The sequence below is a fragment of the Streptomyces sp. NBC_01445 genome (assembly GCF_035918235.1).
Lineage (GTDB): Bacteria > Actinomycetota > Actinomycetes > Streptomycetales > Streptomycetaceae > Streptomyces.
In genome coordinates this window covers 6,135,001-6,159,995 of sequence record NZ_CP109485.1, presented here as the reverse complement: position 1 = coordinate 6,159,995, position 24,995 = coordinate 6,135,001, and the positions used below count along the sequence as shown (strand labels likewise).

At 70.3% G+C, this 24,995-nt stretch carries 20 protein-coding genes, 2 rRNA genes and 2 pseudogenes (1 of these 24 running past the window's edge); 8 read left to right on the top strand and 16 right to left on the bottom strand.

Annotated elements, in window-relative coordinates; translation table 11 throughout:
* Positions 1–187: 187 nt before the first annotated feature.
* Positions 188–862 carry an HAD family hydrolase gene (locus OG574_RS28100; RefSeq protein WP_326775464.1) on the bottom strand — a complete coding sequence of 225 codons (675 nt, stop codon included), beginning with the start codon at positions 860–862 and terminating at the stop codon, positions 188–190.
* 46 nt (positions 863–908) lie between these two features.
* The gene (locus tag OG574_RS28095; protein ID WP_326775463.1) at positions 909–1,424 is read right to left on the bottom strand and encodes a DUF6912 family protein; all 516 of its coding nucleotides are present in this window, start codon (positions 1,422–1,424) and stop codon (positions 909–911) included.
* Positions 1,425–1,713: 289 nt separating this feature from the next.
* Between OG574_RS28095 and OG574_RS28090 the strand changes: the two genes are divergently transcribed.
* On the top strand, positions 1,714–2,208 hold the full coding sequence (locus tag OG574_RS28090; RefSeq protein WP_326775462.1) for an Rv3235 family protein: 495 nt from the start codon (positions 1,714–1,716) through the stop codon (positions 2,206–2,208).
* Positions 2,209–2,333: 125 nt separating this feature from the next.
* Here OG574_RS28090 and OG574_RS28085 read toward each other — a convergent pair whose 3' ends face one another.
* The 4 genes from OG574_RS28085 to secA form a co-directional block, all read right to left on the bottom strand.
* Positions 2,334–2,522 (bottom strand): alpha/beta hydrolase family protein, encoded by a 189-nt coding sequence (locus OG574_RS28085; RefSeq protein WP_326775461.1) that lies wholly within the window; start codon positions 2,520–2,522, stop codon positions 2,334–2,336.
* 87 nt (positions 2,523–2,609) lie between these two features.
* Positions 2,610–2,750, bottom strand: coding sequence for a hypothetical protein (locus OG574_RS28080; protein ID WP_326775460.1), 141 nt, complete (start codon positions 2,748–2,750; stop codon positions 2,610–2,612).
* A complete protein-coding gene (locus tag OG574_RS28075; protein ID WP_326775459.1) occupies positions 2,751–2,975 on the bottom strand; it encodes a hypothetical protein in 225 nt (74 codons plus the stop codon). It lies immediately after the preceding gene.
* Positions 2,976–3,450: 475 nt separating this feature from the next.
* The gene (gene secA, locus OG574_RS28070) at positions 3,451–6,255 is read right to left on the bottom strand and encodes a preprotein translocase subunit SecA (RefSeq protein WP_326775458.1); all 2,805 of its coding nucleotides are present in this window, start codon (positions 6,253–6,255) and stop codon (positions 3,451–3,453) included.
* 243 nt (positions 6,256–6,498) lie between these two features.
* Here secA and OG574_RS28065 point away from each other — a divergent pair, with 243 nt between their 5' ends.
* Both OG574_RS28065 and OG574_RS28060 read left to right on the top strand, forming a co-directional pair.
* Positions 6,499–7,071 carry a GNAT family N-acetyltransferase gene (locus OG574_RS28065; RefSeq protein WP_326775457.1) on the top strand — a complete coding sequence of 191 codons (573 nt, stop codon included), beginning with the start codon at positions 6,499–6,501 and terminating at the stop codon, positions 7,069–7,071.
* A gap of 70 nt (positions 7,072–7,141) precedes the next feature.
* The gene (locus OG574_RS28060) at positions 7,142–8,320 is read left to right on the top strand and encodes a winged helix-turn-helix domain-containing protein (protein WP_326775456.1); all 1,179 of its coding nucleotides are present in this window, start codon (positions 7,142–7,144) and stop codon (positions 8,318–8,320) included.
* A gap of 34 nt (positions 8,321–8,354) precedes the next feature.
* Here the strand turns inward: OG574_RS28060 and OG574_RS28055 are convergent, their stop codons facing one another.
* The 8 genes and pseudogenes from OG574_RS28055 to mtnA all read right to left on the bottom strand — a co-directional run bounded on the left by OG574_RS28055 (position 8,355) and on the right by mtnA (position 17,460).
* On the bottom strand, positions 8,355–9,110 hold the full coding sequence (locus OG574_RS28055; RefSeq protein ID WP_100598900.1) for a response regulator: 756 nt from the start codon (positions 9,108–9,110) through the stop codon (positions 8,355–8,357).
* 226 nt (positions 9,111–9,336) lie between these two features.
* Positions 9,337–10,026: a ribosome hibernation-promoting factor, HPF/YfiA family gene (gene hpf / locus OG574_RS28050; protein WP_384264532.1), complete on the bottom strand. Its 690-nt coding sequence runs from the start codon at positions 10,024–10,026 to the stop codon at positions 9,337–9,339.
* Positions 10,027–10,352: 326 nt separating this feature from the next.
* A pseudogene (locus OG574_RS28045) lies at positions 10,353–10,823 on the bottom strand (ComF family protein); the annotation flags it as partial.
* Between the two features lie 360 nt (positions 10,824–11,183).
* A pseudogene (locus OG574_RS28040) lies at positions 11,184–11,489 on the bottom strand (ComF family protein); the annotation flags it as partial.
* Between the two features lie 160 nt (positions 11,490–11,649).
* Positions 11,650–13,440 (bottom strand): LpqB family beta-propeller domain-containing protein, encoded by a 1,791-nt coding sequence (locus tag OG574_RS28035; RefSeq protein ID WP_326778648.1) that lies wholly within the window; start codon positions 13,438–13,440, stop codon positions 11,650–11,652.
* Between the two features lie 94 nt (positions 13,441–13,534).
* Positions 13,535–15,616 carry an MtrAB system histidine kinase MtrB gene (mtrB, locus tag OG574_RS28030; protein WP_326775454.1) on the bottom strand — a complete coding sequence of 694 codons (2,082 nt, stop codon included), beginning with the start codon at positions 15,614–15,616 and terminating at the stop codon, positions 13,535–13,537.
* Between the two features lies 1 nt (position 15,617).
* Positions 15,618–16,307 (bottom strand): two-component system response regulator MtrA, encoded by a 690-nt coding sequence (gene mtrA, locus OG574_RS28025; protein ID WP_189491636.1) that lies wholly within the window; start codon positions 16,305–16,307, stop codon positions 15,618–15,620.
* A gap of 4 nt (positions 16,308–16,311) precedes the next feature.
* Complete coding sequence (gene mtnA / locus OG574_RS28020) at positions 16,312–17,460, bottom strand: S-methyl-5-thioribose-1-phosphate isomerase (RefSeq protein WP_326775453.1); 1,149 nt, start codon at positions 17,458–17,460, stop codon at positions 16,312–16,314.
* 140 nt (positions 17,461–17,600) lie between these two features.
* On the opposite strand from mtnA, the gene OG574_RS28015 reads away from it, so the two are divergent.
* From OG574_RS28015 to OG574_RS27995, 5 genes are read left to right on the top strand one after another with little or no spacing between them, the layout of a single operon-like run.
* Complete coding sequence (locus OG574_RS28015; RefSeq protein ID WP_326775452.1) at positions 17,601–18,893, top strand: hypothetical protein; 1,293 nt, start codon at positions 17,601–17,603, stop codon at positions 18,891–18,893.
* Between the two features lie 4 nt (positions 18,894–18,897).
* Entirely contained in the window at positions 18,898–19,596 is a 699-nt protein-coding gene (locus OG574_RS28010) for a DUF4129 domain-containing protein (RefSeq protein ID WP_326775451.1), read from the top strand.
* On the top strand, positions 19,593–20,852 hold the full coding sequence (locus tag OG574_RS28005) for a DUF4350 domain-containing protein (RefSeq protein ID WP_326775450.1): 1,260 nt from the start codon (positions 19,593–19,595) through the stop codon (positions 20,850–20,852). Before OG574_RS28010 ends, OG574_RS28005 begins: the two co-directional genes overlap by 4 nt.
* On the top strand, positions 20,849–21,841 hold the full coding sequence (locus OG574_RS28000) for an AAA family ATPase (protein WP_326775449.1): 993 nt from the start codon (positions 20,849–20,851) through the stop codon (positions 21,839–21,841). Before OG574_RS28005 ends, OG574_RS28000 begins: the two co-directional genes overlap by 4 nt.
* Positions 21,842–21,859: 18 nt before the next feature.
* Positions 21,860–23,170 (top strand): DUF58 domain-containing protein, encoded by a 1,311-nt coding sequence (locus OG574_RS27995; RefSeq protein WP_326775448.1) that lies wholly within the window; start codon positions 21,860–21,862, stop codon positions 23,168–23,170.
* A 112-nt stretch (positions 23,171–23,282) separates the two neighbouring features.
* Here the strand turns inward: OG574_RS27995 and rrf are convergent.
* A 5S ribosomal RNA gene (gene rrf / locus OG574_RS27990) occupies positions 23,283–23,399 on the bottom strand.
* 89 nt (positions 23,400–23,488) lie between these two features.
* A 23S ribosomal RNA gene (locus tag OG574_RS27985) occupies positions 23,489–24,995 on the bottom strand (it continues 1,616 nt past the right edge of the window).

Sequence of the window (24,995 nt, the reverse complement as noted above, 5' to 3'; positions counted from 1 at the left end):
GCGCGAGTTCACCCGCCCGGCCGACGAATGCGGTGACGTCGGCCGGGAGCTGTCCCCCGCTCCTCTGCCCGAAGCCGAATCCCATGGTGCCGCGCCCGTCCCCCTCTGCCGGATCTGTGCATTCTGGTTCGTCGACGATCCCACCGCAGCGTACGCAGTCAGCAGCGGAGCGTGAGCGCGCATTCGCTCACTCCTCCAGGCGTTCCGCCACCCCCACGGCCTCGGCGAGAGTGTCCACGACCGGCGCCCCCACGCCTTCGAGACTGGCCCTGCTGTGCGATCCGCCGGTGTAGAGCACGGCCCGCGCGCCCGCGTGCAGCGCCGCCACCGCGTCGTCGGCAGCGTCCCCGATCACCACCGTGCGCCCCGGCGCAACCCCCGCGCCGGCCAGCGCTCCGAGGTGGCGGACCATGTGCTCGGCCTTGCTGCCACCTGAGGGGCCGGTGCGCCCGTCGACCCGCAGGAAGTGCGACTCGATCCCGAACTCCCGTACCAGCGGGACGAGTTCGTCATGTCCGTACATGCTGAGGATCGACTGGCTGCGGCCGGCCGAACTCCAGTCGGCGAGGAGCAGCTCCGCCCCGTCGGCGAGCCTGCAGGCCGTGCGGTGGAGCGTGTAGTGCCGCTGGAAGGCGGTGTCCATGCGCTCCCACTCGGCCTCAGTGGGCAGCCGCCCCATCAGCCTCTGGTAGAAGCGGGGTATCGGCACGCAGTACAGCTCTCTGTACCGCTCCAGGGTGATCGGCTCGAGTCCGATCTCCGCGAAGGCGGCGTTCGTCGCGCTGATGACGGCGTCGTTGTCGTGGAACAGCGTCCCGTTCCAGTCCCAGACGATGTGTGCTCCGGCTGCGTGCTTCCCCATGCCAAGAACGTACCCGCCGGGACCGACAATCGTACGTTCGCGCAGGTCAGCCGCTCAGGCCGAGCAGGTTCGGGATCTCCTGCGTGGCGAACCAGAGGAGCTCGTGGTCCTCGGCGCCGTCGACGACGAACTGCGCGTCGTCGTCGCCCTGGTCCGCCGCCCCGAGCGCCGCTGCCGCCGCGGTCACGTCCTTCCCTGCGTCGGCCGAGTCCACGTGCACCGCCGCCGCCTTGGCCAGGGGGACCGCGTTCGCGATCCGCACCTCGCCGAGCGCTCGCGCGTCGAGCCCGCGGTCCGGGTCGGCCACCGCGGCGCCGTCCGGCACGTCGAGCGCGACCACGACCCGCTTGCGGGGCGCGTCCGGCTCCCCGGCGATCAGCCGCAGCGACGCCGCCGCCGCGCGGTTGAGGGCCGCGTACTCCAGTTCCTCTATGTCGTCGGAGACGTACCACTCGCGCAGCGCGGGTGTCACGGCGTACGCGGTGAGCGGTCCGGGTCCCAGTTCGCCCGCCTTGTGCGCCTCGGCGAGACGGGGCAGGGACAGGGGGACGTACACGCGCATGGCTGGCCACTTTCGTCGGCGAGAGGGGCTTCAGGATACGTGCGGGAGTCCCCCTTCGGGGTGCCGGTCGCCCCCTGTGCGCACGTCCACGCCGGACCCCCGCGTGACCCTCCCGAGCCCTGTCCGCGCATGCCTTGTCTGCCGTCCGATCACCCGGATAGGTGAACCTTGCGACCGCCCTCGCCGGGCCCCTGTGGCCTTGCGAGCGGCGCCGCAGGACACGTACAAGATCCCCAAGCGAAGTTACCGATCGGTATCCACCGGTCGGACGCCGAACGGGGACCCAGACATGCGCGAGCCCACCGCCCATGAGCCGCCGCTGCGCAAGGTGATGGACCAGCCGCGCCGCCGCCCCAGGACGACCCGGCCCCCGGGCGGCCGACCGCCCGGCAGGCAGGACGCGAGGCGCCCCGGCGCGCGGCCGGTGCGCGTCCCGCCCCAGCTGCCGCCGCACCCCGCCGAGCTCTTCACCGAGCGCCTCCTGCTGATGCTCAGCGGCCAGCGCCCCGTCCACTGGGCCTCCCGCCACTTCGCCGGATCCCTCTTCGACGCCCTGATCCGGCTCGCCGAGGACCAGCCCCTCAGCGACCGGGGACGCCGGCCCGTCGTCCGAGGCATCGGCCACTACGAGCCCGAACCCGGCGTCTTCGAAGTCTTCGCCCGGATCAGCGCGGGCCCCCGGCTGCACGCCCTCGCCTTCCGCCTGCACCGGGGCGACGACCACCGCTGGCTCTGCACGGCCGTCGAAATGAGCGGACGCCCGCCCCGCGACAGCGAGGCGTGAGCCCCGCTGCTGTCAGCGCGTCGGCCACGCGTTCGACCTCGACCAGCCCGGTCACCGGCAGCGAGGTGGTCGAGGCCTCGTACGACGGACGCCCGCCCGACAACGAGGCGCGAGCCTCACCGCTGTCAGCGCGCCGGCCACGCGCCGAGCCAGGCCTCGACCTCGACCAGCGCGGTCACCGGCGGCGAGGGGTGGTCGACGCCCTCGTACGGCGTGTACGTCACCCGGGTCCCGGCCCGTGCCAGTGCCGCCGCGGTCTCCTTTGAGATCACGGCCGGCACCGTCGTGTCCGCGGTGCCCTGCACGATCAGCACCGGCTCGGGGTGGCGGGTGACGCGCGGCTCGCAGTGGCGGGCCGTCAGGGCGGCAGCGGGTGACGAGCGGCTCGCAGTGGCGGGGCGTCAGGGCGGCACCGGCTCGCGGCAGCGGGTGACGAGCGGCTCGCCGTGGCGGGCCGGCAGCGCGGCGAGTTCGGGCGCTCCGTTGCGCGGCGTCCCGTACACGAAGTCGGCGTTCTTCAGCCCCTCGCCGGCCTTGAACACCTAGGCGAGGCAACCGCCGTCGCGGGCCACCCCGGGGACCTTCACGCCCTGCGGCGTGAGGTGGTCGGCCGACTTCACGTCCGGCTCGGCCGCTGCCATGCCCGGAACGAGCAGAGCGATGTACGGGTTGGCAGTGGCCTGCGGGTCTCCGATGCCGGCCAGGTCGAGGATCTGCGCCCAGTGGCTGGGCCGGGCGCAGATCCCGAATACGTCCGCACGAGGCATCCAGCGGCACGCCCTCCTCGGCCCGCTGCGCGGCCTGCTCCGTGAACGGCGCGCAGTCGACGGGAAAGGCGGGCCCGCCGTCCGCGGCCCGGGCGAGGAAGCCCTGCAACGCGAGGCGGGCGGTGCGCGCGATCCACTTCCCGTACGTCGTCAGGGAGATCGCCGAAAGGCGTCGCCGCCCAGAACTCCCGGTCGACCAGCTCCCAGGCCAGCTCCGGCACCCGTGGCAGAACCCGCCCGGCGAGGCGCCTGGCCGCCGCGTGCTCCGCAACGTCACCGCCACCGTCACCGCACCCGCGGCCCTCGGCCCGGTCCGGCGTCGCCACGCCCGTCATCCCCGCATGCCCATGGGCCCCCGGTGTTCCGACTGCCGGCGCTCCGGCCGCCCGTGCTGTCCCGCCCCGACACCGACGGAAGGGGCCGGGCATCCCGTGCCCGGCCCCTTCACCCACGCTCGGTCAGAGCGCGCCGCGCACTACTTCTTGCGGCGACGCCCGCCCTTCTGCTGCTTGCGGCGCTCCGCGCGCGTGAGGCCGTCGGCCTCGGAGCGCGTCGGGCCGTCCTCGGTGACGTAGTCCATCTCGTCCACGCCGCCCTCGGCGTTCGGCGCCTGGAAGTGCAGGCGGTCCGGACGCTGCGGGGCGTCGAGACCCTTGGCGCGGATCTCGGGACGGCCGACACCGGCCGGCACCGCGTCCTGCTTGTCCAGGGACGGCGCCACGTCCTGCACCTCGACCTCCTCGACCTGCTGCTCGACCTGGACCTCCAGGTTGAACAGATAGCCGACGGACTCCTCCTTGATGCCCTCCATCATGGCGGTGAACATGTCGAAGCCCTCGCGCTGGTACTCGACCAGCGGGTCCTTCTGCGCCATGGCGCGCAGGCCGATGCCCTCCTGGAGGTAGTCCATCTCGTAGAGGTGCTCACGCCACTTGCGGTCCAGGACCGACAGGACCACGCGGCGCTCCAGCTCACGCATGATCTCGGAGCCGAGCTGCTCCTCACGCGCCGCGTACTGCGCGTGGATGTCATCCTTGACGGACTCGCCGATGAACTCGGCCGTCAGACCCGCGCGGTCACCCGCGGCCTCCTCCAGCTCGTCCACGGTGACCTTCACCGGGTAGAGCTGCTTGAAGGCGCCCCACAGCCGGTCCAGGTCCCACTCCTCGGCGAAGCCCTCGGCGGTCTCCGCGCCGATGTACTCGTCGATCGTGTCGTCCATGAAGTGCTGAATCTGCTCGTGCAGGTCCTCGCCCTCCAGGACACGGCGCCGCTCGCCGTAGATGACCTCACGCTGCCGGTTGAGGACCTCGTCGTACTTGAGGACGTTCTTCCGGGTCTCGAAGTTCTGCTGCTCGACCTGCGACTGGGCCGACGCGATGGCACGCGTGACCATCTTGTTCTCGATCGGCACGTCGTCCGGGACGTTCGCCATCGACATGACGCGCTCGACCATCTGGGCCTTGAACAGACGCATCAGGTCGTCACCGAGCGACAGGTAGAAGCGGGACTCGCCCGGGTCTCCCTGACGGCCGGAGCGGCCGCGCAGCTGGTTGTCGATACGGCGCGACTCGTGCCGCTCCGTGCCGAGGACGTAGAGCCCGCCGAGGTCCTTGACCTCCTCGAACTCGGCCTTCACCGCCTGCTCGGCCCGCTCCAGAGCGCCCGGCAGCGCGGCCGCCCACTCCTCGACGTGCTCGACCGGGTCGAGGCCGCGCTGGCGCAGCTCCGCCTCGGCGAGGTCGTCCGGGTTGCCGCCAAGCTTGATGTCGGTGCCTCGGCCGGCCATGTTCGTGGCGACGGTGACGGCGCCCTTGCGGCCGGCCTGGGCGACGATCGTCGCCTCACGGTCGTGCTGCTTCGCGTTCAGCACCTCGTGCTGCACACCGCGCTTGGACAGCTGCTGCGAGAGGTACTCGGACTTCTCGACGGACGTCGTACCGACGAGGATCGGCTGGCCCTGCTCGTGCTTCTCGGCGATGTCGTCGACGACCGCGTCGAACTTCGCGACCTCGGTGCGGTAGATCAGGTCGGCCTGGTCCTTGCGGACCATCGGCTTGTTCGTCGGGATCGGGACGACGCCCAGCTTGTAGATCTGGTGGAACTCGGCGGCCTCGGTCATGGCCGTACCGGTCATGCCGGAGAGCTTGTCGTAGAGACGGAAGAAGTTCTGCAGGGTGATCGTGGCGAGCGTCTGGTTCTCGTCCTTGATGTCCACCCCTTCCTTCGCCTCGATCGCCTGGTGCATGCCCTCGTTGTAGCGGCGGCCGGCGAGGATACGGCCGGTGTGCTCGTCGACGATCATGACTTCGCCGTCGATGACGACGTAGTCCTTGTCCTTCTTGAACAGTTCCTTCGCCTTGATGGCGTTGTTCAGGTAACCGACGAGCGGCGTGTTCACCGACTCGTAGAGGTTGTCGATGCCCAACCAGTCCTCGACCTTGGCGACGCCGGGCTCGTGGATGGCGACGGTGCGCTTCTTCTCGTCGACCTCGTAGTCGCCGGTCTCCTCGATGCCCTTCAGCGGATTACCGGCCTCGCCCTTCTTCAGGCGCGTGACCAGCTTCGCGAAGTCGCCGTACCACTTGGTGGCCTGGTCGGCGGGGCCGGAGATGATCAGCGGCGTACGGGCCTCGTCGACGAGGATCGAGTCGACCTCGTCGACCACCGCGAAGTTGTGGCCGCGCTGGACGAGCTCGTCCTGGGACCACGCCATGTTGTCGCGGAGGTAGTCGAAACCGAACTCGTTGTTCGTGCCGTACGTGATGTCGCAGTTGTACTGCTCGCGGCGCTGCGCCGGCGTCATGTTCGCCAGGATGCAGCCCACGCTGAGGCCGAGGAACTTGTGGACGCGGCCCATCATTTCGGAGTCGCGCTCGGCCAGGTAGTCGTTCACCGTGATCAGGTGGACGCCCTTGCCGGACAGCGCGTTCAAGTACGTCGGGAGCGTGCCGACGAGGGTCTTGCCCTCACCGGTCTTCATCTCGGCCACGTAGCCGAGGTGGAGGGCGGCGCCGCCCATCAGCTGCACATCGTAGGGACGCTGGCCGAGCACGCGCCTGGCCGCCTCGCGGACGGTGGCGAAGGCCTCGGGGAGCAGGTCGTCGAGGCTCTCGCCGTCGGCGAACCGCTCCTTGTACTCGTCGGTGAGGGCCCGCAGCTCGGCGTCGGAGAGGCTGACGAAATCCTCTTCGAGGGAGTTGACCTGGTCCGCGATGCGGTGCAGCTTGCGCAGGATCTTGCCTTCGCCTGCACGCATGATCTTCGAGAGGACGGACACGGGGGTTGGTCTCCTTGCCGGTCGGGCCTGGCACGGTCGGGTGTGACGGTATAGAGCAACGGCCATCGTATGCGAGGACCCCGGCGCGTCGGGAGGTCTGCCGTAACCACAGCCACAAGGACAACGCACGAGGACCGCTCAAGGTGCCGCACGAAGCTGTGCACCCCGACTGCGAAAGGTAACAGCGCGCTCACCCCGCGATATCTGCTGGCGCCATTGTCGGCCTCCGAGCAGAATCGGCCGATGGAACCCGTCGCACTCACCACCGACCGCCTGCGGCTGCGCACGTTCACCGCCGAGGACACCGACGAGGTGTATCTCGCGGCCCAGGACCCCGACATCCAGCGCTGGACCACGATCCCGTCGCCCTACGCGCGCGTGGACGCCGAACACTTCGTCACCCGCATGGTCCCGGACGGCTGGCGGGCCGACACGGAGTACACCTTCGCCGTACGGCTCCAGGACGACGGCCCCGTGATCGCCGCCGCGAGCCTGCACCACCCGCGCGCGGGTGCCTGGGAGGTCGGCTTCTGGACCGGCAAGGACTACCGCGGCCACGGCTACATGACCGAGACGGTCCTCGCCCTGGCCCGCTGGGCCTTCACCGACCTGGCCTGTACGCGACTGGAGTGGCGCGCCGAGGTCGGCAACGTCGGCTCGCGCACCGTCGCCGAGAAGGCCGGCTTCACCGTGGAGGGCGTCATGCGGGCGGGCCTGCCCAACAAGGGCGTACTGCGCGACTGCTGGGTCGCCTCGCTCCTCCCCTCGGACCTCGGCATCCCGGCAGTGCTGCCCTATCTCCCGGCGCCGGCATGACGCACTCCGGCGCCGGCCCCCGCCCGCCGGCCAGGCCCGACTGTCAGTGCCGCGCCCTATCGTTCGGGGCATGACGACCACGCCGCGCCCCGCCGCCGAACTCTCCGCCGACGAGGCCCGCCGCATCGCGCTGCGGGCCCAAGGGTTCCTCGGCGCGCCGGACCGCAAGGGCGGGGTCCGCGGCGTGCTCCGTCACCTCGGAGCGGTCCAGCTCGACACCATCTCCGTGCTGGCCCGCTCGCACGAACTCATCCCGTACGCGCGCCTGGGCGCGGTCGGCCGCAGAACGGTCGAGGACGCGTACTGGACCCCGGGCACGGCCGGCGCGCCGCACGCCTTCGAGTACTGGTCGCACGCCGCGTGCATCCTGCCCATCGAGGAGTGGCCGCACTTCGCCTTCCGCCGCCGCGCCTACCGCACCCGCCCGCACTGGCACCACGACCTGCCCGACGGCGCGTACGAGCAGGTCATCAAGCAGCTGCGCACCGAAGGCCCGCTCACGGCCACGGAGTTGGGCGGCGCGAAGAACAAGGGCGAGTGGTGGGACTGGTCCGAGGCGAAGGTCGCCGTGGAGCGCGCCCTGATGTACGGCGAGGTGGTGTGCACGCAGCGCCGCAGCTGGAAGCGGGTGTACGACCTCGCAGAGCGCGCCGTCCCGGCCGAGCTGCTCCACGACGACCTGGACGACCGGGAGTGCCTGCGCCGCCTGGTCCGCCTCGCCGGACAGTCCCTCGGCATCGGCACGCGTTCCGACATCGCGGACTACCACCGCCTGAAGCACGAGCAGTTCGACGCGGTGGTCGAGGACGCGGGCCTGGTTCCCGTGACTGTGCAGGGCTGGGGAAAGCCGGCGTGGGCGGACCCGGATGCGCTCGACACCGCCCCCCGCGGCCGCCACCGTACGACGCTGCTCTCGCCCTTCGACTCCCTGATCTGGGAGCGGCCCCGCACGGAGCGGATCTTCGGCTTCACGCACCGCCTGGAGGCGTACGTCCCCAAGCCGAAGCGGGTGCACGGCTACTTCGCGATGCCGGTCCTCGCGGGCGGGCACCTGGTGGGCCGCGTCGACCCCGCGCGCGACGGGGGCACGCTGGTCGCCAGGCAGGTCTCCCTGGACGGCCCGAAGGCGGTCCCGGCCGTGGCGCAGGCGCTGCGGGAGGCGGCGGAGTGGGTGGGCTGCGACGCGGTCCGGATCGAGCGCGTCGACGCCCCGGACCTCAAGCCGGCCCTGGTCACCGCCCTCGGCTGACCGCTGTCACCTGACCGCTGTCACCCGAAGGCCGTCACCGGATCTCGAGGATCTTCTCCCGCATCGCGTACACCACGGCCTCCATCCTGGAGTGCAGCTGGAGCTTCTCCAGGATGTTGCGCACATGGTTCTTCACGGTGTTCTCGGAGATGAACAGTTCCTTCGCGATATCGCGGTTGTTCATGCCCGTGGCGACCAGCTTCAGGACTTCCAGCTCGCGGTCGGTCAGCCGCGGCGCCGGAACGAGACGCCGCTCGTCCGTGCGCTGGATCATCGACTTGAATTCGGTGAGGAGCTTCGAGGCCATCGAGGGGCTGATCTGCGACTGCCCGTCGGCGACGGCGCGAATGGCCGTGGCCACCTCGTCCGTGGAGATCTCCTTGAGCAGATAGCCCGTCGCGCCCGCCTTGATCGCGTCGTAGAGATCCGCTTCCTCGTCACTGATGGTCAGCATGATGATCTTGGCGCTGGGGGCGACCTCCTTGATGGAGGTGCATGCCTCGATCCCGCCACGCTTGGGCATCCGCACATCCATCAGGATGATGTCGGGCAGCAGGTCGGCCGCTTTGTCCACGGCCTCGGCGCCGTCACCCGCCTCGCCGACGACCTGGATGTCCTCCTCGGCCGCGAGAACGATCTCGAGCCCGCGCCGGAACAGCGCGTGGTCGTCCACCACGAGGACCCTGATCGGCTCCTTGCGCGGCGCGCTCTCGTCCGGGCCCATGCCCTGGACACCGTCACCGGCCGTACCGGCGCCCTCGTCCCGCATCGGTCCGAAGCTGTCCGCCATCGTTCCTCCCCCTGAAGGCCATGGCCCGTCTTCCTGTGCCACGCCAACCCGGGGCAGCGGCACACCGGTTGACCCGGCCCGGCCATGATTTCATGCCTTGGCGCCGGTGCGGTGACCGAGCGGTGCGCAGAGGGGTCGCACGAGGGTGCCCCTGGGGGCGCACGCGCTCCCAGGGGCACCCTTCACGGCTGTCTCCCGCGGGCTCAGCGGCGTGGTTCCGCCGGCCTCAGCCGCCGAGCGCCCCGCCCGCTGCGGACGACTGCGCCCGGGTGACCATCGGGTCGGTGTTGAGGTGGATCACGCCGTAGTCGTAGGCGTGGCGCCGGTAGACGACGCTGGGCTCCTTGGTCTCGGAGTCGACGAAGAGGTAGAAGTCGTGCCCGACCAGCTCCATCTCGTAGAGCGCCTGGTCGAGTGACATGGGCGCAGCGACGTGCGTCTTCTCGCGAACGATGAGCGGGCCTTCGCCCTGGACCTCGAGGGAGCCGATCCTCGTGGTCGGTACTCCGCCGGGCTCCTCGTTGTTGACCACCGAGCCGTCCCCGTTCAGAGTCGCCGTGGCGACGACATCGGGGACTTCCGCGGCCGTGAGCCTGCCGCTCCCGCGGCGGGTGGACCGCTTGCTGTGTTCCTTGCGCAGGCGCGCCTCGAGCTTGTCCGTTGCCAGGTCGAGCGCCGCATACGGGTCGCTGGCCGCCGCCTCCGCCCTGATGACCGGGCCGCGCGTGCGGAGTGTGATCTCTACGCGGTCGCAGCGGTCGGCCTGTCGGGGGTTCGGCTCCTTGGACACCTCCACGTCGAGGCTGATCACCTTGCCGTCGAACTTCTGGATCTTGTCCAGCTTCAGCTTCTCGGCCACGTGCTTGCGGAACCGCTCGGGCACCTCGGTCTTGCGGCCCTTGACGACGATGTCCACGCAGAACTCCGTTCCCGGATCGCCCCGCTCCATCGGCGGAGCATCTCCCTGTTGCACCAGACTCCGGCCACTTCCGGAGTCTCTGACTCGGCGACTTCCACCTCCTCCTCCCCCATGGACAAGATCTACACCCCATCATCGCGGGTGATTGCCGAAAAAACCTGCGGCGCCCACGACACTGGCATTCCTGATTGCTGAGGATGGCGTCCGCCATTCCTCACAACCGAACATATCTCGCCCGGACGGATGCCGTCACCCTCTACTGACGCGTACCTCCATTCAGGTGAAATGCCCCCCTCGCCACCTGCAACGATGCAGGTTTACGCTCAGTTCCGGTTTATTTCGAAAGAACTCGGAGAGGCTGCAACCACTGCCGCACTGATCGAGTTGCGCGCGGGCAATTCCCGTGCAGTTTCCACCCATCGCGGCGTGATCCCGTCGCTCTCGCCCTCTGCTGTCCCGGCCACTGCGGCACGTATTGCGCGGGCCGCCTCCGCCAATGAGGCACCCGTGGTCATGACGTCGTCGACCAGCACGATCCGGCCACCCGCGGCGAGGAGCGCACGCGCTCCCGCGGGCACCTCCAGAGCCTCGGAGAGATTGGCCAGACGCCTCCGCGAGTTGAGCCCGGCCTGATCGGCAACGACCCGCCGCTGACGCAACGCGGCACACACCCTCGCGGGAACCCCCACCCGACGCAGCTCAGCCGCCGCGGCATACGCAATCCGCCGCGAGGGATCATGCCCCCGCGCCCGAACAGCCTTCCGAGCGGAGGGGACGGGGATCAGGAGGAGGGGGGTTGGGGGAGCGGGTGGCGGGGTTGGTTCGGGGCGGGCGGTTGGTTGGGCGCGAGCGCCGGGTTGATTGCGGGCGGTTGGTTGGGCGCGAGCGCCGGGTTGATTGCGGGCGGTTGGTTGGGCGCGAGCGCCGGGTTGATTGCGGGCGGTTGGTTGGGCGCGGGCACCGGGTTGATCGCGGGCGGTCGATTGGGGGCGAGCGCCGGGTTGATTGCGCACGCCTGCTTGGGTACGCGCGCTTACTGGGGTGCGGACGCCACCCGTCTGTGTACGCATGTCTCGCGGCGTATGCGCATCTGCCTGTGGGCGCCCAGCTGCCCGTGTACGCCTGTCTACGGGGCCCCCACCCCCGCCCCCTCCCCCATCCCCCGCTTCGCCAAGTCCCGCCCGCACCGCCCCCGCGAGGGCCGCGCCCAGGGGCTCCGCGAGCCCCAGCGCCCCCCGCTCCTTGTGCGCGAGCAGTACGGCCCGCACCGCGTCCTGATACGGAGCGGCCGCGTGCACCACCGGCAGCCCGGGCGGCTCAGGGTTCGGCCGCACCCGGCGCGGCGCGCCGCCGCACAGGGCGTCCCCGCACCGCGCGCAGAGCGTCGTACGCGGCCGACCGCAGCCTCCACACTCGGCCGGCAGAACAAGATCTCCGAGGTCCTGCAACCACCCCCGCATGTCCACCACTGTGCCAACAGGGGCGCCCTGCTACCACCCCTGTGGATAAGTGCCTGTGGACAACTACCCGGACGTGCACACTCCGTTGCAATCGGAGGACTCAACTCCGTCCGGCGAGAGGAGAGTAGGGCGCGCCTCAAGGCCGCCGCACCCCCAGCCCCTACCCCGGATAAACCGGCGCTGTCCCGTCCTTGAGCACCGTCTGCCACGGCAGACCCGGCGGCAGCCGGACGATCCCGTCGTCCGAGTGGGCGACGAGTGGCAGGCGGTCGTCCTCGGACGCCGCGATCTCCTTCACGCCCGTCAGGCCGGGCAGCGCCTGCCCCGTCGGCGCCGAGCCGTCGCACTGGACGTAACTCAGCTGCTGCACACCCCCGGACTCGCGTCCGACCACGACGAGTCGGCTTCCGCCGGCCCACGACATGGCCGTGACCTCCTCCATCTGAGGTGCCGCGGCGCGTAGTTCGTCGACGGAGACCGACAGCTTGCCGTCCGGTCCGGAGTCTCGTTCGACCCGTCCGATCCGCAGCGTGGTCTTGCCCTCCTCGGCCACGAGCAGCGCGATCCGCACCCCGTCGGCCGACACCTTCACGGCCTCGATCCGCCCGCCGTCGAGCCCGGAGACGTCGACTTCGTGGTTCTCGTCCGCCATGCCCCGGCCGAACATCAGCAGCCGCGGCTTCTTCGGGTCGCGGTCGGCCACCCACAGGTCGCCGAGCCCGTCCCAACTGGGCGTCGTGAGCCGGTCCTTCTCGGATTTGGCGTTGCTGCGTACGACCGCGTCGCCGAGCGAAGCACCCGATACGAACGACCCGACGAACAGGGCGCTCCCGTTGTTCGACACGGCCGCGGCCTGCGTCTCGTCGCGCGAGACGGCGACCGAGCGCATCCGCTGCTCGCCGTCGCCGAGCGGCCCCGGCACCCGCTCCGGGTCCTTCGTGGTGCGGGATGCGCCCGACATCTGCACGAGCCTGCCCTTGTCGTCCAGGAAGTACTGGTCGTCGGCGGACCCGGAGGTGCGGGGTTCCACGAGGGCCTCGGCATCGCTCTCGCCCAGGACGCACAACTGCGACCCGTTCGACCGTTCGAGCTCGATCTGTGACACGTTCGCCGACGTCACATCCCGTAGGGAGAACAGGAGTTGGGCTGCCATCTCCTTGCAGCGGGCCTGCCCGACGTGGTCGGCCTTTGCGTTCAGCGGGACCTTCAGGTTGTTCTCGTCGTCGGGCGCGAGCGACTTCACGCCCTTACGCAGCCGCGTGTCGGAGGGGAACGTCGTGGTCACGACCGGGTTCAGCCAGTGCGTGGGCCCCGAAAGCAGGGCGCGCACCGTCTGCGTGAGGGGGTCTATCCACTGACGTACGTACACGGGGTCGGCGACCAGCCTCTTCTGACGGCTGGTCGAACCCGAGCCCGATCCCCCTCCGCTCTCCGCGCCGCGGGGGGACTCGTCCAGCGCGTAGTAGTACTTGTTGACGGACTGGTAGATGCGCTGGAAGTCGGACTGCCCGAGGACGACGCCCTGCGGCAGCCCGTCGATGCGCCACTGCTTGCCCTTGGGGCTGTCCTCCTGCACGAGGTGCAGCGTCTTGCTGTACGAGGTGCCTTCGGGCCGGTAGGCCTGCTGCTGGTCCACGAAAGCGACCTGATGGCCACTCAGTCTGAACGTACGGCCCTCGTCACCGGCGCTCGGCCTGCTCGCCTGTCCCGTGCTCGGTCCGTCCGTGAGGACGGTGGTGCGCTCCTCCGGGTGCCAGCCCTTGGCGGCCTTCTCCGTGAGGTACTTGCGCGCCATCGTGTACTGCGGATCGTCGCTGGTCAGCGCTTCGAGGAAGCCCTCGACGATACTGACGGGCCCGGCGTTCTCGCGGGGCGGCATCGCGAAGACGCGCACCTGCGAGTCGGGCCGCTGTGACGCCTCCACGGCCTGGAGTCCGCCGTTGTCCGGCATGGACGCGCAGCCGCTGAGCACCAGTGCGCCGCAGCCGAGCAGCACACCTGTACGCAGCCTGCGCCGCCGTCCGGCCAACTGTGGCCGCCCCCGCTCACCGCGCACGCCCGCCCCCACTTCCCTCGCCGCTGCCGCCGGTCCCCTCGGCCGGTCCGGCCTGCTCGTCCCAGGGTCTCTCCGGACCCCCGGTGTCCTGTCTGCGTGCCGCCGGTGCGGCCGCATCGCCGCGGGCCACGACCCGCGAGCCGTTCCCGGGCAGCGCCGCGGGGTCGACCGCGTACCGGGGCGCGGCCGGTTCCTTCGCCGGTACGGGCGACGGCATGCGGGGCGCGCCCGCTGCCTGCGCCGGGACCGTCGCCAGCTTGCCGGCGCCCCCGCCGAGCGGAAGCCCTGCCTCGCTCAGGCCGCGGTTGCGCCGCGAGTCCTCCGGCTCCAGCGGTATCGGGGACCCGCGCAGGGGTTCGTCCGCCGTCCGCGGCAGTGTCAGCCGGAACTGCGATCCGCCGCCGGGCTCGCCCCACGCCTGGAGCCAGCCGCCGTGCAGCCGGGCGTCCTCGAGGGCGATGGACAGGCCGAGGCCCGTGCCGCCGGTGGTACGCGCGCGTGCCGGGTCGGCGCGCCAGAAACGGCTGAAGACGCGGGTGGCCTCGCCGGGTTTCAGGCCCACGCCGTAGTCGCGTACGGCGACGGCGACCGCGCCGCCGGCCGCGGCGAGCCGCACCACCACATCCTTGCCTTCGCCGTGCTCCACGGCGTTGACGACGAGATTGCGCAGGACGCGCTCCACGCGCCGGGCGTCCGCCTCGGCGACCACGGGCTGCTGGTCCCCGACGATCCGCACGTGCGTGCCCTTGTGCTCGGCGAGCGGCTCGGCGCCGCCCACCACACGCCGTACGACTTCCCGCAGGTCTATCGGCTCCGCCTCCAGGGCGGCCGCTCCCGCGTCGAAGCGGCTGATCTCGAGGAGGTCCGACAGGAGTGACTCGAACCGGTCCAGTTGATCGGCGAGCAGTTCCGCCGACCGCGCGGTGACCGGGTCGAAGTCCACGCGCGCGTCATGGATCACGTCGGCGGCCATGCGCACCGTCGTGAGCGGTGTCCGCAGCTCGTGCGACACGTCGGACACGAAGCGCCGCTGCATCCGCGACAGATCCTCCAGCTGCTGGATCTTCGTATGCAGGTTCTGCGCCATCTTGTTGAAGGCCTCACCGAGCCGCGCGATGTCGTCCTCGCCGGTGACCTTCATACGTTCCTGGAGACGTCCCGCGGAGAGCCTTTCGGCGACGCCGGCTGCCATCCGTACGGGCGTGACGACCTGCCGTACGACGAGCCAGGCGATGGCGCCGAGCAGCACCACGACGAACAGTCCGGCCGTGGCGAGCGTGCCCTTGACCAGGCCGAGCGACTTCTCTTCCTGGGTGAGCGGGAAGAGGTAGTACAGCTGGTAGGCGTGGCCCTTCGGGTCTGTCATCTGCTTGCCGATGACGAGGCCGGGCTGCGAGTCCTTGCCGTCCTCGTAGACGATGCGCGTGTACTCCTGGGACGCGCCTGTCATCTTCTCGACCCGCTCGCGCAGGTCGTCGGGGACGCTGGGGTCGAGGACGCCGCCGGAGGCCCGCGGTCCGCGCACGCTGTCGCCGCTGTCGGCCCCGGGCGGGCTGAGCGTCACGACGTCGAAGGCGCTCTGGCCGCCGGAGGAGAGCTGGGTGACCAGCTCGCTCATCCAGTTGTTCGGGGTCAGGGGGGCGCGACTGTCCGTCGTCGCCCCGTCGCGCGCCCCGGCCGCGGCCGTGTCGGCCTTGTCCTTGGCGGCCCGGAAACCGCCCTCGGCCTGGCTCTGCGACGCCTTCACCTTGGCGTCGAGCAGGCCGTTGCGCACGGAGCCGATGACGACGATGCCGAGCAGCAGCACGACACCGAGCGACATCAGCAGTGTCGTGACGACGATCTTGAGCTGGATGTTGCGCCGCCACAGGCGCCTGGCGGGCAGCAGCGGCCGCCGCACCCAGCGCGTGAACAGGCGCAGCACGGGGCTGCCCTTCATCCCGCCCTGGAGCAGCAGACCGCCGTCGAGGACCCGGCGCAGCACGGAGCCACGCCCGGCCTTCGGTCCCACAGGCCGCCCCGAGCGGATTCCCGGCCCCCCGGGTGCCGGAGCGGCACTGTCACGGGACACGTCAGCTCGGTCCGGCCTTGTAACCGACACCACGGACGGTCACCACGATCTCCGGACGCTCGGGGTCCTTCTCGACCTTCGAGCGCAGCCGCTGCACATGCACGTTCACCAGGCGGGTGTCGGCCGCGTGCCGATAGCCCCACACCTGCTCGAGGAGGACCTCACGCGTGAACACCTGCCACGGCTTGCGGGCGAGCGCCACCAGAAGGTCGAACTCCAGAGGTGTCAGCGCGATCGACTGCCCCTCCCGCTTCACGGAGTGCCCCGCCACGTCGATGACCAGGTCGCCGATGGCGAGCTGCTCGGGCGCGGGCTCCTCGGACCTCCGCAGCCGCGCCCGGATACGGGCCACGAGCTCCTTCGGCTTGAACGGCTTCACGATGTAGTCGTCGGCGCCCGACTCGAGGCCCACCACGACGTCCACCGTGTCGCTCTTCGCGGTCAGCATCACGATCGGCACCCCGGACTCCGCCCTGATCAGGCGGCACACCTCGATGCCGTCCCGGCCGGGAAGCATCAGGTCCAGAAGGACCAGATCCGGCTTGGACTCACGGAATGCGGCCAGCGCCTTGTCGCCGTCAGCTACGAACGACGGCTCAAAACCTTCACCACGCAGCACAATGCCGAGCATCTCGGCCAGTGCGGTGTCGTCGTCGACGACAAGGACTCGTCCCTTCATAGGCCACATCATCCCATTACTTAATCGTTACCTGGCGTGACCTGGCACACAGCTCGCCCAGTCCTTCAGCTGTCACAGGGGAAACCACTCCCCACTCTGTGACGATCGCCGTCACCAACTCGGGCGGCGTCACATCGAATGCGGGGTTGTACGCCTGCGTCCCCAGCGGAGCCACCGGAAACACACCTCCCGCCTCAACCCCGGCCATCGGCACCTGGGGTGCCGTGACCTCCGTCACTTCATGTCCGGCCCGCTGCTCCACCTCGACGGACGCTCCGTCGGGGGTGTCCGGGTCCACGGTCGTAGCCGGCGCCACCACGATGAACGGCACATGGTGGTACTTGGCAAGAACCGCGAGCGGATAGGTCCCCACCTTGTTCGCGACGGAACCGTCCGCCACGATCCGGTCGGCCCCGACCAGCACCGCGTCCACCTCACCGGCCGCGAACAGCGACCCTGCCGCATTATCCGTGAGCAGCGTGTACGCCATCCCCGCCCGCGCCGCCTCGTACGCGGTCAGCCGCGAACCCTGGAGCAGCGGCCGCGTCTCGTCCACCCACAGCCGCGTCAGCCGCCCCACCCGGTGCGCGGCGAGCGCCACCGCGAACGCGGTGCCCTCGCCCCCGGAGACCAGCGCCCCCGTGTTGCAGTGCGTGAGGATCCGGTGCTGTCCGCCCGGCATCAGCTCGTCGAGCAGCGCGAGGCCGTGCCGGGCCATGGCGGCGCTGGCCTCGGCGTCCTCCCGGTGCAGCGCCCGCGCGGCGGCGAGCGCGTCCCGGGCGGCCCGCTCCCGGTCCCCCTCGGCCCCGAGCCCGGCCCGATACGCCGCATGGGCCCGGCGCACCCCCTTCGCGAGATTAACCGCTGTGGGGCGCGCGCCGGCCAGCGCGACCGCCGCCTCGTCCACGTCGAACCCCCGTGCAGCGGCCAGGGCGACGCCGTACGCCCCCGCGATGCCAAGGACTGGCGCTCCCCGCACGGCGAGCGTCCTGATCGCCTGGACGAGCCCCTGAGCGTCGGTGCAGACCAGCTCGACCTCCTCCACGGGCAGCCTGGTCTGGTCGAGCAGGACGAGCGCGGGCCCCTCGGCCGGCTCCTCCCATCGGAGTACGGGTATGTCGGTGGGCCGCTTGTCGTCGCCGGTTTGCGCGTACTGATCAGCCATCCGCCCAGTCTGCCCCGTACCCGGCGGACAATTGAAGGTGTGCAGCCCATACGGCACCCGGTCAACTCGGAGCCACACCGTGGCACGATGGGCGCCAAGCTGCCGCCGCGACCGCGGCCGGGCACCGTGAAGGAGCGACGATGAACGACACTCCGGGCTGGGCCTCGCCCGGATCCGCCCCCTCCGACGGCCAGGACGACCAGCCTGCCCAGGACGGCAAGGACGCGGCTCCCGACCCGAAGTGGTCCAAGGAGCAGCCGCCGCCCGCGCAGTGGTCCGCCCCGTCCGGCCAGGGCCAGGCCCCGCCCCCTCCGCCGCCTCCCGCCCAGAGTTGGGGCGGCGGACCGCCCGGAGGCCCCGCGGGCCCCGGCGGTGGTGGCGGCTACGGCGGCCCGGGCGGTGGCTACGGCGCCGGATGGGGCTCCTGGCAGGGCAGGCCCGCGGCCGCAAAGCCCGGGGTCATCCCGCTGCGCCCGCTCGGCGTCGGCGAGATCCTGGACGGCGCCGTGTCGACGATGCGCGCGCACTGGCGCACCGTCCTCGGGATCTCGCTCTCCGTCGCCGTGCTCATCGAGATCGTGACCGTCCTCCTCCAGGGTCTCGTCCTGAACAACTCGACGAACACGGACGCCCTCGACGACCCGAGCGCCACGGCGAGCGAACTGACGCGCGCCGTCGGCGACACCCTGGTCAGCTCGGGCGTCGTCCAGATCGTCTACCTGCTCGGCACCATCGTCGCCACGGCCCTGCTCACGACCGTGACCAGCCGGGCCGTACTCGGCAAGTCCGTGACGACCAAGGAGGCCTGGAAGGACGCCAAGCCCCAGCTCCTCAAGCTGGCCGGCCTGACGCTCCTCCTGCCGCTCATCGCCGCCGCTGTCCTGCTCGTCTGCATGCTGCCGGGCATCCTCGTCGCCGTCATAGGCTCCTCGGACGCCGGCGCCCCGCTCATCGCCCTCGGCGCCCTCGGCGGCGCCGTCCTGGCGATCTGGCTGATGATCCGCTTCTCGCTCGCCTCGCCCGCCCTGATGCTGGAGAAGCAGGGCATCCTGAAGTCCATGAGCCGCTCCGCCAAGCTGGTCCGCGGCTCCTGGTGGCGGGTCTTCGGCATCCAGCTGCTCGCCGGGATCATCGCCGGACTCGTCTCGTCGATCATCGTCATCCCGTTCACCTTCCTCGCCGGCGCCATGAGCGGCGAAAGCGTCAGCGGATTCCTCGACGGCGGCACCGGCGACCTCGGCTGGACGTTCCTCATCGTCACCGGCGTCGGCTCCGTGATCGGCTCCATGCTCACCTTCCCGATCACGGCGGGCGTCACTGTGCTCCTCTACATCGACCAGCGCATCCGCCGCGAGGCCCTCGACCTCGAACTCGGCCGCGCGGCAGGCCTCCAGAGCTACGGCGACACCACCGGCCCCACCCCGGGGAGCTGATGCGGTGAGCCCGGCGGGGGGAGTGCTCTGGGCTGCCGCGCTGCGCTCGCGCACCGGCGGCGACGAACCACCGGTGACCATCCCGCGCGCCCCCGCGCGGGAAGCGGCCCGGCGTGAACTGTCCGAGCCCGCATACCACCAGGACGACCCGAGCCTCCTCCAGCGGGGCCTCAACCGCTTCTGGGAATGGCTCGACAAGCTGTTCTCCGCCGCCGCCGGGGCGACGCCCGGCGGCGGATTCGGCCTGCTCGTCATCGTGCTCGCGGTCGTGGCCCTCGCCGTCGCCCTGTGGTGGCGCCTGGGCACCCCGCACCGCTCCCCCCACTCCACCGCCGCCCTCTTCGACGACCGCCCCCGCAGCGCCGCCGAACACCGCGCGGCCGCCGAGGCACACGCCGCCCAGGGCCACTGGACCCAGGCCGTGCAGGAACGGATGCGCGCCATCGTCCGCTCCCTGGAGGAGCGTGCGCTCCTCGACCCGCGTCCCGGCCGCACCGCCGACGAGGCCGCCACCGAAGCAGGCCGCACCCTGCCCGCCCACACGGACCGGTTGCGCACCGCCGCCCGCGACTTCGACGACGTCACATACGGCGGCCGCACCGCCATCCCGCAGACGTACGAGCGCCTCACCACGCTCGACACCGAGCTGGACCGCACCAGCCCCACGCTCACCGGCAGTTCCCCCCGAGGAGCCGCCGAGTGACCACCCAGCACCCGACGGCCCCCGCCGCCACCCCGCCGAACGCACAAGACTCCGCACCACCCGCGAAGCCCGGCGAGCAGCCCCCGGCCACCTCCACGGCCCGCACCCCACGCCAGCTCTGGACCCGCACGCGCGGCCTGCTCATCGCCGCCGTGATCCTGGTGATCGCCGCCGTCGTCATCGCGCTCGTCCGCTCGGGCGCCGCCCACGGCCGCCTCGACCCGCGCTCCGCCGACCCGGCCGGCAGCCGCGCCGTCGCCCAACTCCTGGCCGACCGGGGCGTCTCCACGCGCGTGGTCACCACCACCGCCGAGGCCCGCGACGCGGCAGGCCCCGACACCACCCTCCTCGTCGCGTCCCCTGACCTGCTCACCGACCGCCAGCGGGCCCAACTGCACGCCGCCACCACCGACTCCGGCGGCCGCACCGTCCTGATCGCCCCCGGCGCCCCCTCGCTCGACACGCTCGCCCCCGACGTCACCGCGGACCCCGCCCCCAGCCTCGACGCACTCGCGCGCCCCGGCTGCTCCCTGTCCGACGCCCGCCGCGCCGGCGACGCCGAGACCGGCGGCCGCCGCTACGCCACGTACCCCACGGACGCCGACACCTGCTACCGCAGCGAAAGCCTCCCCACCCTCCTGCGCCTGCCGGAGGCCAAGGGCGGCGACACCGTCCTCATCGGCGCCCCCGACCTCTTCCTCAACGAACGTCTCGACAAGCACGGCAACGCCTCGCTCGCCCTGCAACTCCTCGGTTCCCGCCCCCACTTGGTCTGGTACCTCCCCTCCCTCTCCGACGACGCCGCGGCCACCGACTCCGAGCGCCGCAGCTTCTTCGACCTGCTCCCCTCGGGCTGGCTCTGGGGCACCCTGCAACTCTTCATCGCAGCCGCCCTCGCCGCGTTCTGGCGCGGCCGCCGCCTCGGCCGGCTGGTCCCCGAACGCCTCCCCGTGGCGATCCGCGCCTCCGAAGCCGTCGAAGGCCGCGCCCGCCTCTACCGCAAGGCCAACGCCCGCGACCGCGCCGCCTCCGCTCTGCGCACCGCCACCCGCACCCGCCTCGCCCCCCTCATCGGCGTCCCCCCGTCCCAGGCCCACACGCCCGAGACCCTGCTCCCCGCCCTGATCGCCGCACTCCACGCCCCCGGCCAGGACCCGCGCCCCCTCCTCTTCGGCCCGCCGCCCGCCAACGACGCGGCCCTGATAGCCCTCGCCGACCAACTCGACGCCCTCGAAAGAGAGGTACGCCACTCATGATGGCCCCGACCACTGACAACGCCGGGCCCACCGGAGATCCCCGCAGCTCACGGGCGTCTCTGGAGGCCCTGCGCGCGGAGATCGCCAAGGCCGTCGTCGGCCAGGACCCCGCGGTCACGGGCCTCGTCGTGGCGCTCCTCTGCCGCGGCCACGTCCTCCTCGAAGGCGTCCCCGGAGTCGCCAAGACCCTCCTCGTACGCGCCCTCGCCGCGTCCCTCGAACTCGACACGAAGCGCGTCCAGTTCACCCCCGACCTGATGCCGAGCGACGTCACGGGCTCCCTCGTCTACGACGCCCGCACCGCCGAGTTCTCGTTCCAGCCCGGCCCCGTCTTCACCAACCTCCTCCTCGCGGACGAGATCAACCGCACCCCGCCCAAGACCCAGTCCTCCCTCCTCGAAGCCATGGAGGAACGCCAGGTCACGGTCGACGGCACCCCCCGCCCGCTCCCCGATCCCTTTCTGGTCGCGGCGACGCAGAACCCCGTCGAGTACGAGGGCACGTACCCCCTCCCCGAGGCTCAGCTGGACCGTTTCCTCCTCAAGCTCACGGTCCCCCTCCCCTCCCGCCAGGACGAGATCGACGTCCTGACCCGACACGCCCAGGGCTTCAACCCGCGCGACCTGCGCTCCGCGGGCGTACGCCCCGTAGCCACCGCCGCCGACCTGGAAGCCGCCCGGGCAGCCGTGGCGAAGACCTCGATCTCCCCCGAGATCACGGCTTACGTCGTCGACATCTGCCGCGCCACCCGCGAATCCCCGTCCCTCACCCTGGGCGTCTCCCCGCGCGGCGCGACGGCGCTCCTGTCGACGGCCCGCGCCTGGGCCTGGCTGACGGGCCGCGACTACGTCATCCCCGACGACGTGAAGGCACTCGCCCTGCCCACGCTCCGCCACCGGATCCAGCTCCGCCCCGAGGCCGAGATGGAGGGCGTCACGCCCGACTCGGTCATCAACGCGATCCTGGCCCACGTCCCCGTTCCCCGCTGACGCAAGGCTCCGCACCCCATGGCCCTCACCGGACGCACCGCCCTGCTCGCCGCCCTGGGCTCCCTCCCCGTAGGCATCTGGGAGCCCAGCTGGACCGGCATCCTGGCCGTGAACACCCCCCTGGCCCTGGCCTGCGCCTGCGACTTCGTCCTGGCCGCCCCGGTACGACGCCTGAGCCTTACCCGTTCGGGTGACACCGCAGTACGCCTGGGCGATCCGGCCGACGTCACTCTCACCGTCACCAACCCCTCGCGCCGCCCCCTGCGCGCCCAGCTCCGCGACGCCTGGCCACCCAGCAGCTGGCTCCCAGGCACCGAGGTCGAGGCGTCCCGCCACCGCGTGACGATCCCCCCGGGCGAGCGCCGCCGCATCACCACCCGCCTGCTCCCCACCCGCAGGGGCGACCGAAAAGCCGACCGGGTCACCATCCGCTCGTACGGCCCGCTGGGCCTCTTCACCCGCCAGGGCGGCCACGACGTCCCCTGGACGGTCCGTGTGCTCCCCTCGTTCCACAGCCGCAAGCATCTGCCCTCGAAACTGGCCCGCCTGCGCGAACTCGACGGCCGCACCAGCGTCCTGACGCGCGGCGAGGGCACCGAATTCGACAGCTTGCGCGAGTACGTTCCCGGGGACGACACCCGCTCCATCGACTGGCGCGCCACCGCCCGCCAGTCCACACTCGCGGTCCGCACCTGGCGCCCGGAACGCGACCGCCACATCCTTCTGGTCCTCGACACGGGCCGCACCTCCGCCGGCCGCGTCGGCGACTCACCCCGCCTCGACGCCTCGATGGACGCCGCGCTCCTCCTCGGCGCACTGGCGTCCAGGGCCGGCGACCGGGTCGACCTGCTCGCCTACGACCGCCGCATCCGCACGCTGGTCCAGGGCCGGGCGGCAGGCGAACTCCTGCCCGCCCTGGTCAACGCCATGGCTCCACTGGAGCCGGAACTCGTCGAAACGGACGCCCGCGGGCTGACGGCAGCGGTCCTGCACACAGCTCCCCGCCGCTCACTCGTCGTCCTCCTCACAAGCCTTGACGCGGCTCCGGTGGAGGAGGGCCTCCTCCCGGTCCTCGCCCGCCTCACGAATCGCCACACCGTATTGGTGGCTTCGGTGGCGGACCCGACGATCGCGGAAATGGCCGGCTCCCGCGGAAACACCGAAGCGGTCTACGACGCCGCCGCCGCGGCCCAGGCCCAAGCGGAACGCCGCCGCACGGCGGAATTGCTCATCCGCCGAGGAGTCACGGTCGTCGACGCCACCCCGAATGACCTCGCACCGGCACTGGCGGACGCCTACCTCGCTTTGAAGGCAGCGGGCCGGCTCTGAATACAAGAAAAAGGGCCGGTCCCTGAAAAGGGGCCGGCCTGGGACTCGCACACAACGCAGAAAACCCCCGTAACAGGATTCTCATCCGTTACGGGGGTTTTCTTCAAAAATAGTTCGGCGGCGTCCTACTCTCCCACAGGGTCCCCCCTGCAGTACCATCGGCGCTGTGAGGCTTAGCTTCCGGGTTCGGAATGTAACCGGGCGTTTCCCTCACGCTATGACCACCGAAACACTATGAAACTGTCAACCGCACCACGCTCTGTGACAAACGTGGGGTTGTTCGTGGTTTCAGAACCAACACAGTGGACGCGAGCAACTGAGGACAAGCCCTCGGCCTATTAGTACCAGTCACCTCCACCCGTTACCGGGCTTCCAGATCTGGCCTATCAACCCAGTCGTCTACTGGGAGCCTTAACCCCTCAAGGGGGTGGGAATACTCATCTCGAAGCAGGCTTCCCGCTTAGATGCTTTCAGCGGTTATCCTTTCCGAACGTAGCCAACCAGCCATGCCCTTGGCAGGACAACTGGCACACCAGAGGTTCGTCCGTCCCGGTCCTCTCGTACTAGGGACAGCCCTTCTCAATATTCCTACGCGCACAGCGGATAGGGACCGAACTGTCTCACGACGTTCTAAACCCAGCTCGCGTACCGCTTTAATGGGCGAACAGCCCAACCCTTGGGACCGACTCCAGCCCCAGGATGCGACGAGCCGACATCGAGGTGCCAAACCATCCCGTCGATATGGACTCTTGGGGAAGATCAGCCTGTTATCCCCGGGGTACCTTTTATCCGTTGAGCGACGGCGCTTCCACAAGCCACCGCCGGATCACTAGTCCCGACTTTCGTCCCTGCTCGACCCGTCGGTCTCACAGTCAAGCTCCCTTGTGCACTTACACTCAACACCTGATTACCAACCAGGCTGAGGGAACCTTTGGGCGCCTCCGTTACTCTTTAGGAGGCAACCGCCCCAGTTAAACTACCCATCAGACACTGTCCCTGATCCGGATCACGGACCCAGGTTAGACATCCAGCACGACCAGAGTGGTATTTCAACGACGACTCCACAACCACTGGCGTGGCCGCTTCAAAGTCTCCCACCTATCCTACACAAGCCGAACCGAACACCAATATCAAACTGTAGTAAAGGTCCCGGGGTCTTTCCGTCCTGCTGCGCGAAACGAGCATCTTTACTCGTAGTGCAATTTCACCGGGCCTATGGTTGAGACAGTCGAGAAGTCGTTACGCCATTCGTGCAGGTCGGAACTTACCCGACAAGGAATTTCGCTACCTTAGGATGGTTATAGTTACCACCGCCGTTTACTGGCGCTTAAGTTCTCAGCTTCGCACACCCGAAAGTGCACTAACCGGTCCCCTTAACGTTCCAGCACCGGGCAGGCGTCAGTCCGTATACATCGCCTTACGGCTTCGCACGGACCTGTGTTTTTAGTAAACAGTCGCTTCTCGCTGGTCTCTGCGGCCACCCCCAGCTCGGAGAGCAAGTCTCCTCACCAGTGATGGCCCCCTTCTCCCGAAGTTACGGGGGCATTTTGCCGAGTTCCTTAACCATAGTTCACCCGAACGCCTCGGTATTCTCTACCTGACCACCTGAGTCGGTTTAGGGTACGGGCCGCCATGAAACTCGCTAGAGGCTTTTCTCGACAGCATAGGATCATCCACTTCACCACAATCGGCTCGGCATCAGGTCTCAGCCTTAATGTGTGACGGATTTACCTATCACACGGCCTACACCCTTACCCCGGGACAACCACCGCCCGGGCTGGACTACCTTCCTGCGTCACCCCATCACTCACCTACTACAAGTCTG

Excerpts from the sequence above, each read along its gene's own strand:
- OG574_RS28015 (WP_326775452.1), top strand. The coding sequence starts at position 17,601 with ATGAACGACACTCCGGGCTGGGCCTCGCCCGGATCCGCCCCCTCCGAC.
- OG574_RS28060 (WP_326775456.1), top strand. The coding sequence starts at position 7,142 with ATGACGACCACGCCGCGCCCCGCCGCCGAACTCTCCGCCGACGAGGCC.
- OG574_RS28065 (WP_326775457.1), top strand. The coding sequence starts at position 6,499 with ATGGAACCCGTCGCACTCACCACCGACCGCCTGCGGCTGCGCACGTTC.
- OG574_RS28075 (WP_326775459.1), bottom strand. The coding sequence starts at position 2,975 with ATGCCTCGTGCGGACGTATTCGGGATCTGCGCCCGGCCCAGCCACTGG.
- OG574_RS28100 (WP_326775464.1), bottom strand. The coding sequence starts at position 862 with ATGGGGAAGCACGCAGCCGGAGCACACATCGTCTGGGACTGGAACGGG.
- mtrA (WP_189491636.1), bottom strand. The coding sequence starts at position 16,307 with ATGATGTGGCCTATGAAGGGACGAGTCCTTGTCGTCGACGACGACACC.
- OG574_RS28090 (WP_326775462.1), top strand. The coding sequence starts at position 1,714 with ATGCGCGAGCCCACCGCCCATGAGCCGCCGCTGCGCAAGGTGATGGAC.
- OG574_RS28035 (WP_326778648.1), bottom strand. The coding sequence starts at position 13,440 with ATGCCGGACAACGGCGGACTCCAGGCCGTGGAGGCGTCACAGCGGCCC.
- OG574_RS28055 (WP_100598900.1), bottom strand. The coding sequence starts at position 9,110 with ATGGCGGACAGCTTCGGACCGATGCGGGACGAGGGCGCCGGTACGGCC.
- OG574_RS27995 (WP_326775448.1), top strand. The coding sequence starts at position 21,860 with ATGGCCCTCACCGGACGCACCGCCCTGCTCGCCGCCCTGGGCTCCCTC.
- OG574_RS28000 (WP_326775449.1), top strand. The coding sequence starts at position 20,849 with ATGATGGCCCCGACCACTGACAACGCCGGGCCCACCGGAGATCCCCGC.
- OG574_RS28095 (WP_326775463.1), bottom strand. The coding sequence starts at position 1,424 with ATGCGCGTGTACGTCCCCCTGTCCCTGCCCCGTCTCGCCGAGGCGCAC.
- mtnA (WP_326775453.1), bottom strand. The coding sequence starts at position 17,460 with ATGGCTGATCAGTACGCGCAAACCGGCGACGACAAGCGGCCCACCGAC.